The sequence below is a fragment of the Ralstonia flaminis genome (assembly GCF_958415495.1).
In the GTDB taxonomy this organism is placed as follows: Bacteria; Pseudomonadota; Gammaproteobacteria; order Burkholderiales; family Burkholderiaceae; genus Ralstonia; species Ralstonia flaminis.
Genome location: NZ_CATZLL010000010.1, coordinates 88,466 through 106,340, shown reverse-complemented (window position 1 = coordinate 106,340; position 17,875 = coordinate 88,466). Strand labels below are relative to the sequence as shown.

Genomic DNA, 17,875 nt, shown 5'->3' with positions numbered 1-17,875 from the left:
CGCAATCGCGTTTATTAGAGGTTCATGCAAGGTTACTGCGTCAAAGCAATGGCAGAGGTCCGCCAGACCGGACCTGTCAGACTGCAATGCCCGGCCGGGGTGCGACCGACAGCGCTGTTTCGATCCGATGCTGGGCAAATGGGTCGGCCGCGTCGATATAGCGCATGGCCGAGCGTACGTCCTTCCAGCCGACGTATTCCATCAGCATCTTGAGATCCCACTGGTTCGAGTTCGCCCAGGTTGCAAAGCCCCGTCGTAGTGAGTGGCTGCTGTAGCGGTCCGATTGCGGCAGTCCTGCGCGATGGAGCAGCGCGCGCAACAAAGGCACGATGCTGCTGGCCTGCAGTCCATCGGCTGCGATTCGGCTCCAGCGGTCAATCCTGCGGAACGCGGGGCCCTCGGTCAGGCCGGACGCCGCCAACCAGGCCTCGTAGGCGGCGACTGGGCACAAGCGCGACAACGCGGGCGCCTTGTGGGTCGTACCGACATGGTTGCGGTCCGTCTTGGTGCGCGGCAGGAAAATCGTCATGCCCCGGCCGGGCTCCACCGTGATGTGCTCGATCTGCAGCCGACTCAGTTCGTCCGACCGGAAGCCCCGCCAGAAGCCGATCAGCACCAGCGCCTTGTTGCGGGTATGCACCTGGAGTTGATGGGCGTTGCCCTCAGACGAGGCGGTCGCGATCTGCGCATCCAGCGAGGCAACCAGTTGCTCCAACTGGGCGAGCTGCAATGGCTTGGCGCGCCGCTCCTGCGCGGGGTGCAGTGCCTGGATGCCCTTGAGCACCTTGCGGACGTGCGGTGCTCGCGTGGGGTCGGGAAAGCCCTGCGAAACGTGCCACTGCGCGATCGCAGCCAACCGTTGGCGCAGCGTGTTGATGGAAAGCGTCTGTGCGTGCTCAGCCAGATAGCGTGCAACGCTGTCGGCGCTGGCCGGCAGGAAGCCACCCCACTCTTGCTCGAAATGACGGATGGCGGACTGATAGCTGCGCCGTGTGTGATCGCGGGTCGCTGCCTGCAGATACCTGTCGATATCCGCCATTGAACTCTCAAATCAAGGTAGCGACTACGCTTTGCTCGATGCCTTCTGCGATCGGAGGTTATACGCGAAGCTGAGCACAATGATCAGCAAGATCGCCACCTGTGCGATCACCGTCTGCATGGACGGGTAAATCCCCAGCACGTCAATACGCGGCATCGAAATCGGCGTGATGTGCAGAAAACCAACCTTCTGCAACGCCGCAACGCCCTTGCCGATCAGCACCACTGCCAGGACCGCGACCAGAGCCGAGCTGAAGGCAAAGAACTGGCGGATCGGCAGGCGCGCCGAGGAGCGCAGCAGCACGACGGCGATGATCGCCAGGATCGCAATCCCGGAGCCCAAGCCGGCCAGCAGGTAGATGCCGTTCCCTTCGCTCCACAGCGCGGCGTAGAACAGCACGGTCTCGAACACCTCGCGGTACACCGTCACGAATGACAGCACGAACAGCATGATCGCCGAGCGCTTGTTCAGCGCGGAGGACAGCTTCTGCTTCACATAGGCCTGCCAGCGACCGGCCAGGCTCTTCTGGTGCATCCACATGCCCACGCCGAGCAGGACCACGGCCGCAAAGATTGCCGAGAAGCCTTCGGTCATCTCGCGGCTGGCACCGCTCAAATCCACCAGGTAGGTAGCGACGGCCCACGTCAGTCCACCGGCGGCCAGCGCAACAATCCAGCCGGCATGGACGTATGGCAGCACGTCGGTGCGTTCGGCCTTCTTCAGGAAGGCCATCATGGCGACCACGACAAGCAGTGCCTCCAGGCCCTCGCGCAGCAGGATCGTCAAGGCGCCCAGGAACGTCGACAGCGGGTCGTTGGTGCCACCCAGTGCATCCTGGGCTTCAGTCAGCATCGTCTGCAGATGCTGCGCGATGTCCCGTACCTGCTCGGCCTGACCGGTAGTGATCGCGTTGCGATACAGGCCCATCATTTTTTCGATGTCCTGGAACAGCGACTGGTTCTTGGCGGCCAGGGCCGGTTCGACCGGCTCGAAGCCGTCGAGGTAGGCGGAGAGCGCCAGGCGCGAGGCAGTCGCTTTGTCGCCCTGGTCGAAGGCGGCTACGCTCTCTTTGAGCTTGTCCTTGGCGATTGCGAGACTGTCTGCGTTGGAGGCGTTCAGCACATCCGGCGCGCTTCTCAAATAGGCGGTCAATTGCCGCGCGGCATCCGGGCTGATCGTCTTGGCCAGCAACGCTTCTGGCGTCTGGCTGAGCTTGGCGAGCGTCGGCACCGCGCTATGCAGCTCCGGGCGGGATGCCCACAATTTGGCGCCGGCTTGCCGGTCCGCATCGGAATAGGACAAGGTCGACGCAAAATAGGCCAGTGCCCAGCGATCATCGTCAGTGAGCTGCGCGAAGCTCGGCATCGAGGTGCCCTCGACACCGCGCGTGATGATCTGCTGGAGGGCGAAGACGCTGCGCTCCTGGGCGCGCTGATGATCGGCCAGGGCTATGGGGGGCGGGCTCAGCTTGGCGGCCAGCGGACCATCGGCGTGTCCGGTGTTGCCATGGCAGGACGCGCACTGGCTTTGATACAGCGTAGCTCCATGCTTCAGGTCGGGCACCTTGCTGGGCGCCATCGGCACCGGGTAGGCGGCCAGCAAGCTGTCCGCGAGCTTATGCGCCTGTTCACCGACGACGGTGGGTGCGGCCTTGTCGGCGATGAGCGTGCGCAACGCGCCAGCATCCTTGAGCAAGGCTTGCGTCTGTGGCCCCGCCGGCAACTCGGCAATCTGGCGCTGCGCCGCATGCGCAAACTCCTGCATTTCGGCGTACTCATCGGCATTGGCCACCTGGCCGTCCTTGACGGAGCGACCGTAATCGACCGCCAGATAGTCGAGTAATTGCCAGACCTGCTTGGTCTTGTCTTGAGTGGACAGCGTGTCGGCGTACGCGCTTGAAACCGATGTCAGCAGGTAGAACAGGATGAGGGTGACGACGCGCTGCAGTTGCATGAAGAGCCTACCGGCGAAGCGGGAGAAATGGCTTTAAATGAGAATGATTGTAATTCATGTTTCGTGACGCAGATGTCGCGCTGGTCAAAAAACATGCGGCCGAAGGGGTCACATAGCGAACCCGTTCGGCCATTCCCCTTCGTGTCAGCGGTGCGTGCCGTCTCCAGTGCACGTGCCGCTACCTTCGGACAACCCCTGCAGGATTCCGCAAGCTTCTGCAGCTCGCCCGTCGGAACAGGTCTCGCGCAGCGCGCACAAATGGTGCTTTAACACCCCCAGTGCCTCGATACGCCGCTCGACTTCCTCGATGTGCTTGTCCAGGAGGGTGTTCACCGCGCCGCAATCCTCGTCCGGTCGCTCGCGGTAGCGCAGGAGTGTCCGCACGTCGTTCAGCGGCATGTCCAATGACCGGCAGTGGAGGATGAACTGCAGCCGCTCAATGTGCCGCTCGCTGTACAGCCGGAAGTTGCCCGAGCTGCGGTCCGGCGGCGGCAACAGGCCTTCGCGCTCGTAGTACCGGATGGTTTGAATCGGGCAGGCCGTGCGCTTGGCGAATTCACCGATCTGAATGTTCATGATGTCGGGCCGAAGTCCCTTGACTCTATAGTAGCTATAGAGTGTGTACTTGAGTCCAATCCATTTCAAGCGACAAAGGGAGGTGCTGTGAGTGATTGCGGCTCCAAGGGGTGCGGTTGTGCTGCCACCAACGTGGTGACGCCGGCGGACGGCGATGCGGCGGCTGTTGACCTGAAACGATCCCGCTACCGGATCGACAACATGGACTGCCCGACGGAAGAAACGCTCATTCGCAATAAGCTGGCGGCGCTGCCCGGCGTGGTCAACCTTGAGTTCAACCTGATGCAGCGTTCGCTGGCCGTCCAGCACCGGCTGCCATCCCCGGCGCCGATCGAGCAAGCCTTGGCAGCCGTTGGCATGCGAGCGGTTCGCGCCGATGAAAGCCCCGCCGGGCAGAGCACAGTCCTGACCATTCGTCAGATGGACTGCCCGACCGAAGAAACGCTGATTCGCGGCAAGCTGGCGGGCATGGCGGGCGTGTCAGACATGCAGTTCAATCTCGTCCAACGCACACTCGCCGTTCAACACGCTGCCGATGCGCTACCGCAAGTGCTGGCTGCCATTCAGTCGCTTGGCTTCGATGCCGAGGTGCGCGACCGCTCTGCCGCAGCACCGCTTCCCGAACAAGATGCCGCGCCCACCAAATGGTGGCCGCTTGCCATTGCCGGCGCGAACGCCGTCCTGGCGGAAGTGGTGTATTGGCTCAACGGTGGCAACCATTGGGTGGTGGTGATCCTGGCGCTGGCCGCGATCCTGACCGGCGGGCTGTCCACCTACAAGAAAGGCTGGATCGCGCTCAAGAACCGCAACCTGAACATGAACGCCCTCATGTCGATCGCAGTCACTGGGGCGATGGTGATCGGCCATTGGCCGGAAGCGGCGATGGTGATGGTCCTCTTCGCCTTGGCGGAGGTCATCGAAGCCCGTTCGCTGGACCGCGCCCGAGATGCGATCCGGGGGCTGATGGATCTCGCCCCGGAGACAGCCACGGTACAGCGCAGCGACGGCAGTTGGTCCGACGTCGATGCCAAGACCGTGGCCGTTGGCAGCCGTGTGCGGGTCAAGCCGGGCGAGCGCATCGCGCTCGATGGCACGATTCTGCAGGGGCGGTCATCCGTCAATCAGGCGCCGATCACGGGCGAGAGCCTGCCGGTCGAGAAGGCAGCGGGCGACTCCGTGTTCGCCGGCACCATCAACGAATCCGGGTCGTTCGAATATCGCGTCACCGCAGCGGCAAGCGACTCCACACTGGCACGGATCATTCACGCCGTCGAGGCCGCGCAAGGCAGTCGAGCGCCCACGCAGCGCTTCGTTGACCAGTTCGCCCGGCTGTACACGCCCATTGTGTTCGCGGTTGCGCTTGCGGTGGCCATCGTCCCTCCGCTGGTCTTCGGTGCGACTTGGCTGGACTGGATCTACAAGGCCCTAGTTCTTCTCGTGATTGCTTGCCCCTGCGCGCTCGTGATCTCGACGCCGGTGAGCATTGTGAGCGGCCTGGCGGCCGCCGCGAAGCGCGGCATCCTCATCAAGGGCGGCGTCTATCTGGAAGAGGGACGCAAGCTGAAATGGTTGGCGCTCGACAAGACCGGCACGATCACGCACGGCAAGCCAGCGCAGACGGACGTCGTGGCCTGGAACGGTGCGGACGCGTCCGCCGCCCAGATCCTGGCAGCTAGCCTGGCTGCCCGCTCCGACCATCCCGTCTCCCTGGCCGTGGCCCGCGCGGCGCAGGACCAAGGCCTAGCCCTGCGCGACGTCACCGATTTTGCGGCCTTGCCCGGACGCGGCGTCCGGGGCCATGTCAACGGTGCGCTCTATCACCTGGGCAATCATCGTCTGGTCGAGGAACTGGGCGTGTGTTCGCCGGCATTGGAAGCACAGCTTGCCGTGCTGGAAACCCAGGGCAAAACGGTCGTGATGCTGATCGGCCAGGACGGCGTACGCGCGTTGTTCGGTGTGGCGGACACCATCAAGGACAGCAGTCGCCAAGCGATCAAGGAATTGCACGCACTGGGCATCAAGACTTTGATGCTGAGCGGCGACAATCCGCACACCGCAGAGGCGATTGCGCAGCAGGTCGGTATCGACGAGGCTCGCGGTAATCTGCTGCCGGAAGACAAGCAGCGCGAAATCGAGCGCCGATCCGCACAAGGAACCATCGGCATGGTCGGCGATGGCATCAACGATGCGCCGGCGCTGGCACGGGCCGATATTGGATTCGCAATGGGCGCGGCCGGGACGGACACGGCGATCGAAACGGCCGACGTTGCGCTGATGGACGACGATCTGCGCAAGCTCCCGGCGTTTGTACGACTATCCCGGTCCACGGCCGGGGTGCTGAAGCAGAACATTGCGCTGGCGCTCGGCATCAAGGTCGTGTTCCTGGCACTGACCTTTACAGGCCAGGCCACCATGTGGATGGCGGTGTTTGCCGACATGGGCGCCAGCCTGCTGGTGGTCGGCAACGGGCTGAGGTTGCTGCGCAAATGAATTGGAAGTTCCTCGTGTACGACTGGGGCGGCTGGAACGTCGCGCTATTCCACGCCATCAACTCGGGGATGCCAAGCGCCCTGGACCCGGTGGCGTGGTGCTTTAGCCTGATTGGCAACTACTGGACTGCGCCGCTCTTGCTGCTGGGGCTCTGGCGGTGGTCGATATCAGCGTCGAATCCAGCGCGCGCGTGCGCTGTCAGGCAACGCCTCGTCACGTTTGGGTTGGCCTTCGCGCTTGCCCTGCTGGCCGCTTCCGCCTTGAAGTGGTGGCTGGATTTCCCACGGCCACCGGCGGTACTCGGCCACCTCGTGCACGTCATTGGTGAGCCGGAACTGCACTACAGCCTGCCGAGCGGGCACTCGACGTTCGCAGCGCTTGTGGTCGGGGCACTCTGGCCCTTGGTGGGTTTTCGGGGGCGTCTCGCGTTGGTGTTCTACGCCGCGTTGGTCGGGTGGTCGCGTGTTGCCGCCGGGATGCATTTCCCGGCGGATGTGGTCGCCGGCTGGATGCTCGGGGCTAGCAGCGTCGCTATAGCAGGGTTGTTGCGCTCAGCATTGATGTCACGACAAGGCGCCCTCGTGAAGGGACTTTCTGGCTGATTCCGCAGCATGCAGCGGCGCACGACCGATGGGCCGTGCGCCGCCGAGGGTTTACTTGCTCCGCAAATCGACGACGGTCGGCTGACCGTCGACCATATCAAAGACGGCCCACACCGCTTGGCCCTCCTTGAAGTGCTGCAGTGATGCCTTGTCCTTGACGGCAAACGTCATCGTCATGGCGCCCATGCCGAGATTGTCGATGGCGCCGTGCTTAAGCGTGACCTTGCCGGTGTCGAGGTAGATCTTGCGGACCTCTGCTGCCACGGGCTTGGGCGCCTGCTTGGTTTGACCAGCAGGCTTCATGTCCATACCTTCCATCGGCGTGGCCGCAAAGGCGGCTGGAGTCGACGCCAGCGTCAGGGCGAATACAACAGCGGAAACGTAGTTCATCGTGAGACCTTGTCATGAGAGGGTGGTTGGGGAATGGATTGCCCGCTGCCACGCCTGCGCAGCAGCAGGTAGACAGCAGGAACGACAAACAGGGACAGCAACGGCGCGGTGATCATGCCGCCGACCATCGGCGCGGCAATGCGCTGCATGACTTCGGAGCCTGTGCCGTCCGACCACATGATCGGGAGCAGGCCAGCCAGGATGACGGCCACCGTCATGGCCTTGGGGCGTACACGCAGCACGGCGCCTTCCTGAATCGCTTCCAGTAGCGCTTGGGTAGAAGTTTGACCGTTTTCCTGCCGCTCGGTCCAAGCGTGTTTGAGATAGAGCAGCATGATCACGCCGAATTCGGCCGCCACCCCGGCGAGCGCAATGAAGCCGACGACTCCGGCCACCGACAGGTTATAGCCGAGCAGATACAGCAGCCAGAACCCGCCGATCAGTGCGAGCGGCAGCGTGCCCATGATGAGCAGCGCCTCGTCGATACGGCCGAACACGAGGTACAGCAGCACGAAGATGATCAGCAAGGTGAATGGTACGACCACCTGCAGCTTGGCACTCGCACGCTCCAGGTACTCGAACTGCCCTGACCAGCTCAGCGCGTAGCCCGCCGGCATCGGCACCGCCTTGGTCACTGCTGCCTGCATGTCCTTCACCGCCGAGCGCAGGTCGCGCCCCCGGATATCGACATAGATCCAACCCGAGAGCCGGGCATTCTCGCTGCGCAGCATCGGCGGGCCCTGCACGACGCGGATGTCCGCGACGTCGGACAACACAATCTGCTGGCCCCGGTCAGTGACAATCGGCAAACGCCGCAACTGCTCCACGGAATCCCGATAATCGCGCGGATAGCGGAGGTTGATCGGGAAGCGGGCCAGGCCGTCAACCACCTCACCGACATTATCGCCACCGATGGCGGATGACACGATGCTTTGCACGTCGTCGATGTTCAGGCCGTATCGGCCGGCGGCCTGTCGGTTGATGTCCACGTCGATGTATCGTCCGCCGGACAACCGCTCCGCTAGCGCAGAGGTGACACCCGGCACGGTTTTGACGGTCTCCTCGATCCGAGTGGTCAGTCGATCGATCTCCTTCAAGTCCGTGCCCGCCACCTTGATGCCGACCGGGCTCTTGATGCCGGTGGCGAGCATGTCGATGCGGTTGCGGATCGGTGGCACCCAGATGTTGGACAGCCCCGGCACCTTGACCACGCGGTCGAGTTCTTCCACCAGTTTGTCGGTCGTCATACCGGGGCGCCACTGGTCGTGCGGCTTGAACTGGATGGTGGTCTCGAACATCTCGATCGGCGCCGGGTCCGTTGCGCTGTCCGCGCGCCCAGCCTTGCCGTACACGCTGGCCACTTCGGGAACCGTCTTGATGAGGCGGTCGGTCTGCTGCAGGAGCTGAGCCGCCTTGCCGGCCGACAACCCAGGCAATGCTGACGGCATATACAGCAGATCGCCCTCATCCAGCGGCGGCATGAATTCGCCGCCTGTGCGCAGGATCGGCCAGGCCGTTGCCCCCAGCAGCACAATGGCGATAGCGACCGTCGCCTTGGGATACGCCAGCACCTTGGACAGCATTGGCTGGTAGAGGCGGATCAGCCAGCGGCTGAGCGGGTTCGATTGCTCGCTCGGGATACGCCCGCGGATCAGGTAGCCCATCAGCACAGGCACCAGCGTGACCGACAACCCAGCCGCTGCCGCCATCGAATACGTCTTGGTGAACGCCAGCGGCGAGAACAGGCGGCCCTCCTGCGCCTCCAGCGTGAACACGGGGATGAACGACAGCGTGATGATCAGCAGCGAGAAGAACAGCGCCGGCCCCACTTCTGCCGCCGATTCCCCGATCACGTTCCAGCGCTCGTGGCCTGTGAGTTCGCGGCCGGGGTTGTCCTCGAGCCAATGCTCCAGATGTTTGTGCGCGTTCTCGATCATCACCACGGCCGCGTCGACCATGGCGCCGACGGCGATGGCGATGCCACCCAGCGACATGATGTTGGCGTTGACGCCCTGGTATCGCATCACCAGGAAGGCCGCCAGGACGCCCAGCGGCAGCGAGACGATTGCCACCAGTGCCGAGCGCAGATGGAACAGGAACACCAGGCACACGACAGCGACGACGATGAATTCCTCGATCAGCTTGTGCGTCAGGTTGTCCACCGCGCGCTTGATCAAACCGGACCGGTCGTAGACAGGAACGATCTCCACGCCTTCGGGCAGACTGGTGCGCAGCGTGGCGAGCTTGGCCTTGACGGCTTCGATCGTCTCCAGGGCATTCTTGCCTGAACGCAGGATGACGACGCCACCTGCCACCTCGCCCTGACCGTTCAGTTCCGCGATGCCACGGCGCATCTCGGGCCCGAGTTGGACGGTGGCGACATCGCCCAAATGCACGGCGATGCCCGCATCGTTCGTCATCAGGGGAATCTGCCGGAAGTCGTCGAGCGTCTTCAGGTAGCCGCTGGCGCGGACCATGTACTCGGCTTCGCCCAGTTCCAGCACGGAGCCACCGGTCTCCTGGTTGGCACCCTTGAGCGCTGCCAGCACCTTGGCCTGTGTCAGGTTGAACGCACGCAGCCGGTCCGGCTGCAACACCACCTGGAACTGCTTGACCATGCCGCCGACGGAAGCGACCTCCGCGACGTTCGGCAGGGCCTTCAACTCGAAGCGCAGGAACCAGTCCTGCAACGCCCGCAGTTGGGCCAAGTCGTGCCGGCCGGTCTTATCGACCAGCGCGTATTCGTAGATCCAGCCCACGCCGGTGGCATCCGGGCCCAGCGCCGGTTTGGCCGCCGCAGGCAGGCGGGACTGCACCTGGTTCAAGTACTCCAGCACGCGCGAGCGTGCCCAATACAGGTCAGTCCCGTCCTCGAACAGCACATAGACGAACGAATCGCCGAAGAACGAGTAGCCGCGCACCGTCTTGGCGCCCGGCACCGACAGCATGGTGGTGGTCAGCGGATACGTGACCTGGTTTTCCACGATCTGCGGCGCTTGGCCAGGGAACGGCGTGCGGATGATGACCTGTACGTCCGACAGGTCGGGCAGCGCATCGAGCGGCGTGCTGCGCGCGGCCCACAGACCCCAGGCCGTCAGCATGACGGTCGCTAGCAGCACCAGGAAGCGGTTGCGGATGGACGCGAGAATCAGCCGTGCGATCATGGCTTGCCCCCCTGATCCGCGCCGGCCGGCTCGACCGAGGACAGGACTGCCATGCCATCGTCATGCAGTTGGAACCGGAAGCGCACACGGTCCCCAGGCTTGAAGCGCTTTGGCAGGCCGGAGGGCGGTGCGGCAAAATCCATTGTCATCGCGCTCCAGTGCGCGGACGGAATCGCGCCATGTGAGATCGTCAGGCCTTCGCTGGTGACAGCCTCAATGCGGCCGACGCCTTCATGCTCGATGGCGGCCGCTGCGGGCGCGGAGGCCGCAGGTGGCGATGCCATGCGTTGGGCGGTGCCGCGCAGGCTAGCTTCCGAATCAATCAGGAACTGCCCGGAAACCACCACCTTCTGTCCCGCGCTCAAACCGTCGGTCACTTCGGTCTGCCCATTGGCTTCGGCTCCGGTCTTGACTTCGATGGGGTTGAAGCCGCCATTGCCGGCGTCCACCATGACGATCGTGCGCGTACCGGTGCGAATCAACGCCTCCGTGGGGACCAGCAGCTTGTCCGGGCCGGCTTGCGCGCCAAACCGCACGTTGGCGAACATGCCGGGCAAGAGGCGGCGGTCCCGGTTCTGGAGTTCGACGCGCACCTTGACGGTTCGCGTATTGGCATTGACGTCGGGCAGGATGGCATCCACCTTGCCGGTCAGCGCGTGTCCAGCGATTGCCGTCGCCGTGGCCGTCACCGCCTGGCCCGGGCGGATGGCCGATGCTTGGCTCTCGGGAATCTCCGCCAAGACCCACACGGTGGACAAGTCGGCAATCTTGAAGAGCGTCATGCCGGGTGCGACAGCCATGCCGTCCCGGACCCCGACCTCGGTGATGACGCCATCGATGTCGCTGGAAATCGCCAGCCGTGGCTGTGGCTTGCCGGTGGATTCGACCAGCCGGATCTGCGCCTCCGTCATGCCGGCCTGGCGCATGCGCAGCAACGCTGCGCTGCGCAGGTCCCCCTGCAGGGCGTTGGCCGTACGCGAAACGGCCAGGTACTCCTCTTGTGCGGCGACCCATTCCGGCGCGTAGACGACGATCAGCGGTTGCCCGCGCTTGACCGGGTCTAACGTGGTTTTCGCGTACGCCCGTTCGACAAAGCCGGCGGCGCGCGCTTGAATGATCTCGATGCCGCGCTCGTTGATGGCGATATTGCCGGGCACTTCCAGCATGGCGTCCAGCCGGCCGGTCTTGACCTCAGCCGTGCGCACAGCAAGATTCTGTGCCACACGGCCATCAACCGTGACGGCGGCGCTCCCGCCGGCGCCATTCTCGTAGACGGGGGCAAGCGGCATGTCCATGAAAGGTGATTTGCCTGGTTTGTCGAAACGCTGGCCAGGTGCCATGGGGTCTTGCCAATAGAGAATCCGCTTGCCCGTCTTGGGATCGATGTCGCCCGCTTTGAGCGGGGCATCGGCGGCTTGGGCAGATGCTGCCGCCTGCGTGGGCGCGCTCCGCTGTCCCTGCCTCACGCCAAGGTAGTAGGTGGCGCCCATGCCAAGGCTCGCCAACACCAGACTGGCTGCAATGCGCGCAAAGATGGTTCGGTTCATGGTTGAACTCCAACGTTGGAGGTCGGCTGGTTTGCCGTGGGGAGCGGTTTGAGGAAGGCGAGCTCGGCCCAGAGTTGGGCCGTCGACGCTTCGAGCTTGAGACGTTCCAGCGCAAGGTCGAGTGCCTTGCGGCTTGCCTCGGCGACCGCGGCGAGCGAACCGCTTCCAGTCCGGTAGGACGTTAGCGCTGCCTCGGTTTGCGCGCGCGCTAGCGGGACGGTCGTGGTTTGATAGCGATCCAGGCGGCGTTGGTTCAGTCGCAACGTCTCGCGCTTGCCCAGAATCTGGCCCACCATGTTGCGCCGCAAGACTTCTGCTTGAGCGCGCGCGGCATTGGCTTGCGCCAGCTTGGCCGAGACCTCGCGGTCCTGGCGGTTCTTCTGATCCCAGGGAATCGGCAGGGAGACGTTCAACGACACCATGTTGGCGTAAGCCGGTCCGCGCTGGCTATACATCAGCTCCACCGTCACGTCGGGTGTCTTGGCCGCACGAGAGACACGTCCTTCAGCGTCCGCCATGGCGGCTTGCGCGCTGGCAGCGGCCACATCGGGCAGGGTATCGATGGCCGCGTCGTCCAGCGCGTCGAGCCACTGCGGGACGTCGAACCTGGGGGGCGCGGCGGGCGGGCGGCTGGATGCGTCGCCTACCCAGCGCCGCAGCATGGCCTTGGCAGACGCTTCCGTCGCCCGGGCCTCGTCGGTCCGGTCTTGCAACTGCTGCCGTTCAAGGCGTGCAGCTACGATGTCGGCGCGTGAGCCGCGATTGCCGCGATAGGCCGCCTCGGCTGCCTCGACCTGCAAGGCGACAGAGGCTGTTTGTTCCGCCAGCAGTTGAACGGTACGTGCGGCATACCAGCGGTCAAGCCAGGCTTGCGCTGTGCTGCGCTGGACGGCTGCCAGCGCGGCGACACGCTGTGTTTCGGCCGCGGAGGCCTCGGCGTTGAAACGTTCCGCACGGGCACGGCGCTTCTCGGTCCGCGTGAGCTCTTGCATCACGCTGACCGAGCGCATGGTCATGAAATCGGTGCCGATGGAGAACCGGTCGCTGCCATCGGCGGGAACATTGTTCACGCCGAATTTGAGGACAGGGTCGGGCAGTTGGGCTGCCGCCACGGCCATGTCGAGCGCCGACTGTACACCGGCGCGGGAGGTTTCCGCGTCGGCGGAGCGGGACGATGCCAAGCCGATCGCTTCCTGCAAGGAGAGCGCATCGGTCTGGCTATACGCCAGATGACTGCTTAAAAGCAGCAGGACGGCGAGCGCGAGCAAGCGCCCACCGCGTGGGGGAAAACGCAAAAGCATAAAGCCTCCGGAAAGCAACGACCACCTTGCCGGTTAGGCGGCAAGGCGTGAGAGATACGTCGCTTCGGAGGCTACGTGCGGAAACAGCAGTTCAGGATGGGAATCGGGGGTGGTGGTGCACGGGGCGCCACATCGGCGAGCAAGACCGATTGGCCGTCCGCCATGATGACTGGCTCGGCCGTGATCATCCGGATCAGGACGGGCAGGAAGATGGGAATCTGCGGCGATACGTGATTGGCCGACTTGGTGCCGCTCTGGCAGTGCTCAAGACAGAGGCCGTCATGCTGGTGCACATCCTGCTGCGCCTGCATGGCCATCTCGGGGCACGACTGCACCATGGCACCGGCGTCGGTCGCATCGGCCATGGTGGGCATGACCTCCGCTGAGCCGCGGCTTGCCGCACAGGCGTATGCTGCCGCTGCCAGTTGAACTGTCAGGAAAGCGATGACTAGGAATCCGGCGAACCACGGCCGGCGAAGCGATGCGCGCACGTTCTGCAGATGATGTGATTGGATCGAATGGTAACAGCGGCTACGCGCGATGTGCACGCGGACGCGGCTTATGATCGAACGGGTTGATCTGCCGCAAACGTGCCATCGCGCGATGGGCGTCCTGCCGATAATGCAGAACGCCCCACCGTGTTATTTCGGCGCTTGAATCATGTCTTGGCAGGGCTGCGGCATCGCAGGCATGCCAGCGCTTTTCTGCGCTTGCGCTGCGCGGATCTGCGCAAGTTTCGCGTTGCGAGCTTTCTCGATGACCTGCCAGTCTGGCCCGGCAATGGCCGTCAACGATGTCAAAACAGCCGCCAAGCCGACAGCGGAAAGAATGACCTTCTTCATGGTGATGCTCCAGTGATTTCACGCGGGGCCGGCATGAATGCCGGCTTAGCAATTTGCGTGGCGTATTCGCTTACGCCGCTATACGGATGCCGCACTGCAAAAAGGCGCGATCCGTAAAGCTAAATGGAGCGGGCTCGGGGTGGCCGTTCGAGCGGCACAGGAACTGCGGAAATATAGACAGGCTCCTGGGCGGGAACCAGGATGTGCATCCCCTTGGCGCCGAGCGGCATCGCTGGGCTGGAAAGCGCCCCGATCACAGCGCAGAAAGACACGCAAGGAGCGGTGTCCGTGCAGTCGGAACCACTCTGGGCATGGCCGTCACCGGTGATATGGCAGGGGTGTCCTTTCTCGGCTTGTACGACATCATGCGCTGTCGACAGCCCTGGCAGACCCACAGCGCCGTGCATCTGCATTGATGCCATGGGGAGCCCGCGCGCAGGCAACGCCACGGCAAGCAGCACGATCATCAGCATGCGCCAAAGGGGATTCATCGCGCGCGGATTTTTGTCAGATGTTGCGTAGGTTCAAGCTAACGGTCAGCAGGTATGCGTCACGCACGCCTGTTGACCAATTCTGGGCAGTATTCACCTTCCCACAATGGCAACGTCAAGGTTTCTTTGATGGTTCCTGCTGTTTGAGCATCTGGTCCATCATCATCTGCATCATGTCCATGCGGTTTTCCATCATGTTCATGCGCTGCTCCATGGGCATGCCCGAGCCGCCCATCATCGGCGCCGCACCGCCGGCCCCCATCCCTTGACCGCCCATCATGTCCATCATCATCGGGCCGCCCATACCGTGCATTGTCTGCATCGTGTCCTGCATGGCCTGCATGTGCTCGGCCATCAGACGTTGCCGTTCCTTCGGGTCCTTGGTCTGATGGATCTTGTCCATCTGGGCCTGCATCTTCTTCATCTGCTGACGGGCTTGCTCGAAGCGCTTTTCCGTATCCGCAGAGTTTGCCGTGGCAGGGGCAGTCTTCGCTGGGGTTGCCGCACTAGGCTGGCTCGCTGCGGCGGGGTGGTGCTCGTCAACGGCCCAGACCGATGCACTGGCGATCAGCAGCGCGCCTGCTACAAGAAAGCCAACATGCTTGTTGTTCGTCATGGTGCTGCCTCCTGAAATGATGGGATTTCATTTTGATATGCGATCGGTGGTCGCCAGTTGACGTATCACAACGAATTGCTCTCGCTTGACCCGTATCAACCTCCCGTTCCGGGCGTGGAACACACTGCAATCGTAGTTGTGCCCAGACCTAATCAAGTTAAACAATCAGCACATCCGAGGTTGGCATGCCAAGCGATTCCATCGGACACCATCGTGGCGATCAAGTGGTCGGTCGGCAGAGCGCGCTGCGCATCGCTCAACCGGTCGTCGATGCCGGTCGCGTGCGCGATCCGGTTTGCGGTATGGAGATTTCCCCTGCGCAGGCAGCAGCCAGCACGGAAGTCGGGCATCAGCGCTATTGGTTCTGTTCTCGGCACTGTGAGAAGACTTTTCTCGCTGATCCGGCGCGATATCTCTCGCATGACGCGCATGACGCGCATGACCACGACGGCGCGGCCCATGATCACGCGCCAACCGGAGTTGCTGCGGTGTCCGCAAGCACGAAGCAACTGGCCAAGGACCCCATCTGCGGAATGATGGTTGACAAGGCCACTGCCTTGTCCGCAGAGCGAGGAGGGCGAAAGTACTACTTCTGCAGCGAGAGCTGTCTGCACACGTTTGAGTCGCCGGAGTCCGAACTGAAGGCGATGAAGACGCGCGTCACCATTGCCTTGACCGGTGTGCTGGCGTTGGCGGTGTTACGCGCCGGGGCGTTTCTGGCCTTGGCTGCAGGTGCGACCCTGCTGACTTGGGCGCCCATTCCGGCGCTGCCTTGGTTCACATGGGGAATATGGCTGTTCCTGCTGGTGACCCCCGTACAGTTCATTGGAGGTTGGAGCTTCTACAAAGGCGCGTGGAACGCGGTCCGCACGCGCAACATCAACATGGATTTCCTGATCGCGCTGGGTACGTCGGTAGCGTACTTCTACAGCGTGGTCGTGTTGTTCTTCCCATCCTGGTTGCCGGTGAAGGTGGCCGAACGCGATGTCTACTTCGAGGTGTCCGCGGTCATCATCGCTTTTGTGCTGCTGGGCAAGTACATGGAGGAGATCATCAAAAAGAAGTCCTCCGCCGCAGTCCGTCGCCTGCTTGACCTCAAGCCCGCTGTGGCGCACGTGATTCGCGATGGCAAGGAAGTCGAGATTCCCGCCGAAAGCATCATGGTCTCGGAGCTGGTAGTGGTCCGCCCCGGCGAGAAGATTCCAACCGATGGCAAGGTGACGGACGGGCAAACCAGCGTGGACGAATCGATGCTGACCGGGGAGTCGATGCCAGTTGACAAGAAGCCTGGGGCAACGGTGATCGGCGGTACGCTGAACCGGTCAGGCGCCTTTACGTTCCAGGCGACCCGCATCGGTGCGGATACGGCGCTGGCGCAGATCATCAAGATGGTAGAAGACGCGCAGGCAAGCTCGGCACAGATTCAGCGGCTGGCCGACCAGGTGACCGGCTATTTTGTGCCGGCGGTCGTGGGCGTTGCACTGCTGGCTGTCATCGGATGGACGCTCGCGGGGCATTTCCCGCAGGGGCTGCTCGCCTTTATTGCCGTGCTTATCATCTCCTGCCCGTGCGCTCTGGGTGTAGCGACGCCTGCCGCCTTGATGGTCGGCGTGGGAAAAGGCGCGGACGCCGGCATCCTGATCCGCGGCGGCGAAGTGCTCGAACGCGCTGAGAAATTGACCACCGTTGTCTTTGACAAGACGGGCACGATTACGCGCGGCGAACCGACCGTGACCGATATCCTGCCGCTTGGGACACACCAGGAAGCCGAGCTGCTCAGTATTGCTGCAGCGGTCGAGTCCGGCTCGGAGCATCCGCTGGGCGAAGCGATCGTCCGTGCCGCACAGCATCGTGAGCTGGCGACGCGTAAGGCGAACAACATCCAGGCGCTGTCGGGGATGGGTATTCAGGGGGCCATCGACGGCCAGCAGGCCTGGCTAGGAAACCGGCGCATGCTCGCGCAGCAGGCCATCTCAGTCGATACGATTGAAGCGACGCTGGCCGGGCTGGAGGCTGATGGCAAGACAGCGATGCTGGCGGGGATCGGGCATGAACTGCTTGGCATCATCGCCGTGGCCGATACGGTCAAGCCAGAGGCGTCAGAGGCCATTGCCATGCTCAAGTCGCGCGGCATCAAGGTGGTTCTGCTCAGTGGGGATAACCAGCGCACCGCGCAAGCTATCGGGCGGCAGGTCGGCATCGAGCGCGTAATCGCAGAGGTCATGCCGGAAGACAAGGTCAAGACCATCCAGGGCTTGCAGAAGGACGGCGAGGTGGTTGCCATGGTCGGCGATGGGGTCAACGACGCGCCCGCGCTCGCTGCGGCGGATATCGGCGTCGCTATCGGCTCGGGCTCGGATGTGGCCAAGGAGACCGGCAGCATCATCCTGATCCGCAATGACGTACGCGACGTGGCGGCTTCCATCGAGTTGTCCCGCGCCACGATGCGCAAGATCAAGCAGAACCTGTTTTGGGCCTTCTTCTACAACACCATCGGCATTCCGGTGGCGGCTTTCGGCCTGCTCAATCCCATCCTGGCGGCGGCGGCGATGTCGCTGTCCTCGCTTAGCGTGGTGGCGAATTCGGCCATGCTCAAGCGCGTGCGGCTGACAAGTAAGGCGCAGGAGGTGCCGGCATGAAACCCGCTGTCTGGTTCTGTGCCGCCGTGGCGACGGCGCTGGCCGCCGCCATCCTCTATTGGTACGGAATCTCACTGTTCTCGGTGCTGGTTGCGCTGATTCTCCTGGCCTGTCCGGTCTGGGTGATCTGGATGAGTTTGCGTCTTTCACGGCAAACCAGACGAGAGGTTGAGGCGGCAGTGGAGCGGGAACTGAAATCGCGTAGGAAGTCGTAAGACGGAGGTG

At 63.4% G+C, this 17,875-nt stretch carries 14 protein-coding genes; 4 read left to right on the top strand and 10 right to left on the bottom strand.

Going from position 1 to position 17,875, the window contains the following annotated elements; translation table 11 throughout:
- Positions 1 to 76 precede the first annotated feature (76 nt).
- From R2N11_RS16295 to cadR, 3 genes are all read right to left on the bottom strand, one after another.
- Entirely contained in the window at positions 77 to 1,039 is a 963-nt protein-coding gene (locus R2N11_RS16295; protein ID WP_012435720.1) for a site-specific integrase, read from the bottom strand.
- Between the two features lie 24 nt (positions 1,040 to 1,063).
- Positions 1,064 to 2,992, bottom strand: a complete 1,929-nt coding sequence (locus R2N11_RS16290) for an FTR1 family protein (protein WP_012435721.1) — start codon at positions 2,990 to 2,992, stop codon at positions 1,064 to 1,066.
- Between the two features lie 144 nt (positions 2,993 to 3,136).
- The gene (cadR, locus tag R2N11_RS16285; RefSeq protein WP_009277754.1) at positions 3,137 to 3,568 is read right to left on the bottom strand and encodes a Cd(II)/Pb(II)-responsive transcriptional regulator; all 432 of its coding nucleotides are present in this window, start codon (positions 3,566 to 3,568) and stop codon (positions 3,137 to 3,139) included.
- A gap of 87 nt (positions 3,569 to 3,655) precedes the next feature.
- Between cadR and R2N11_RS16280 the strand changes: the two genes are divergently transcribed.
- Positions 3,656 to 6,058 carry a heavy metal translocating P-type ATPase gene (locus R2N11_RS16280; protein ID WP_012435722.1) on the top strand — a complete coding sequence of 801 codons (2,403 nt, stop codon included), beginning with the start codon at positions 3,656 to 3,658 and terminating at the stop codon, positions 6,056 to 6,058.
- Positions 6,055 to 6,660, top strand: coding sequence for a phosphatase PAP2 family protein (locus R2N11_RS16275; RefSeq protein ID WP_009241695.1), 606 nt, complete (start codon positions 6,055 to 6,057; stop codon positions 6,658 to 6,660). Before R2N11_RS16280 ends, R2N11_RS16275 begins: the two co-directional genes overlap by 4 nt.
- A gap of 51 nt (positions 6,661 to 6,711) precedes the next feature.
- On the opposite strand, the gene R2N11_RS16270 is transcribed toward R2N11_RS16275, so the two are convergent.
- From R2N11_RS16270 to R2N11_RS16240, 7 genes are all read right to left on the bottom strand, one after another.
- Positions 6,712 to 7,050 carry a copper-binding protein gene (locus R2N11_RS16270; protein ID WP_004635229.1) on the bottom strand — a complete coding sequence of 113 codons (339 nt, stop codon included), beginning with the start codon at positions 7,048 to 7,050 and terminating at the stop codon, positions 6,712 to 6,714.
- The gene (locus tag R2N11_RS16265; protein ID WP_004635226.1) at positions 7,047 to 10,214 is read right to left on the bottom strand and encodes an efflux RND transporter permease subunit; all 3,168 of its coding nucleotides are present in this window, start codon (positions 10,212 to 10,214) and stop codon (positions 7,047 to 7,049) included. Before R2N11_RS16265 ends, R2N11_RS16270 begins: the two co-directional genes overlap by 4 nt.
- Entirely contained in the window at positions 10,211 to 11,761 is a 1,551-nt protein-coding gene (locus R2N11_RS16260; protein WP_004635224.1) for an efflux RND transporter periplasmic adaptor subunit, read from the bottom strand. The genes R2N11_RS16265 and R2N11_RS16260 overlap by 4 nt, the downstream gene beginning before the upstream one ends.
- Positions 11,758 to 13,062, bottom strand: coding sequence for a TolC family protein (locus R2N11_RS16255; RefSeq protein ID WP_004635223.1), 1,305 nt, complete (start codon positions 13,060 to 13,062; stop codon positions 11,758 to 11,760). Before R2N11_RS16255 ends, R2N11_RS16260 begins: the two co-directional genes overlap by 4 nt.
- Positions 13,063 to 13,133: 71 nt before the next feature.
- The gene (locus R2N11_RS16250; RefSeq protein ID WP_009277756.1) at positions 13,134 to 13,553 is read right to left on the bottom strand and encodes a hypothetical protein; all 420 of its coding nucleotides are present in this window, start codon (positions 13,551 to 13,553) and stop codon (positions 13,134 to 13,136) included.
- A 150-nt stretch (positions 13,554 to 13,703) separates the two neighbouring features.
- Complete coding sequence (locus tag R2N11_RS16245) at positions 13,704 to 13,904, bottom strand: hypothetical protein (protein ID WP_004635218.1); 201 nt, start codon at positions 13,902 to 13,904, stop codon at positions 13,704 to 13,706.
- 606 nt (positions 13,905 to 14,510) lie between these two features.
- Entirely contained in the window at positions 14,511 to 15,011 is a 501-nt protein-coding gene (locus R2N11_RS16240) for a hypothetical protein (RefSeq protein ID WP_004635214.1), read from the bottom strand.
- Positions 15,012 to 15,196: 185 nt separating this feature from the next.
- On the opposite strand from R2N11_RS16240, the gene R2N11_RS16235 reads away from it, so the two are divergent.
- Positions 15,197 to 17,650, top strand: a complete 2,454-nt coding sequence (locus tag R2N11_RS16235; RefSeq protein ID WP_004635213.1) for a heavy metal translocating P-type ATPase — start codon at positions 15,197 to 15,199, stop codon at positions 17,648 to 17,650.
- Complete coding sequence (locus tag R2N11_RS16230) at positions 17,647 to 17,865, top strand: hypothetical protein (protein WP_004635211.1); 219 nt, start codon at positions 17,647 to 17,649, stop codon at positions 17,863 to 17,865. The genes R2N11_RS16235 and R2N11_RS16230 overlap by 4 nt, the downstream gene beginning before the upstream one ends.
- Positions 17,866 to 17,875 lie beyond the last annotated feature (10 nt).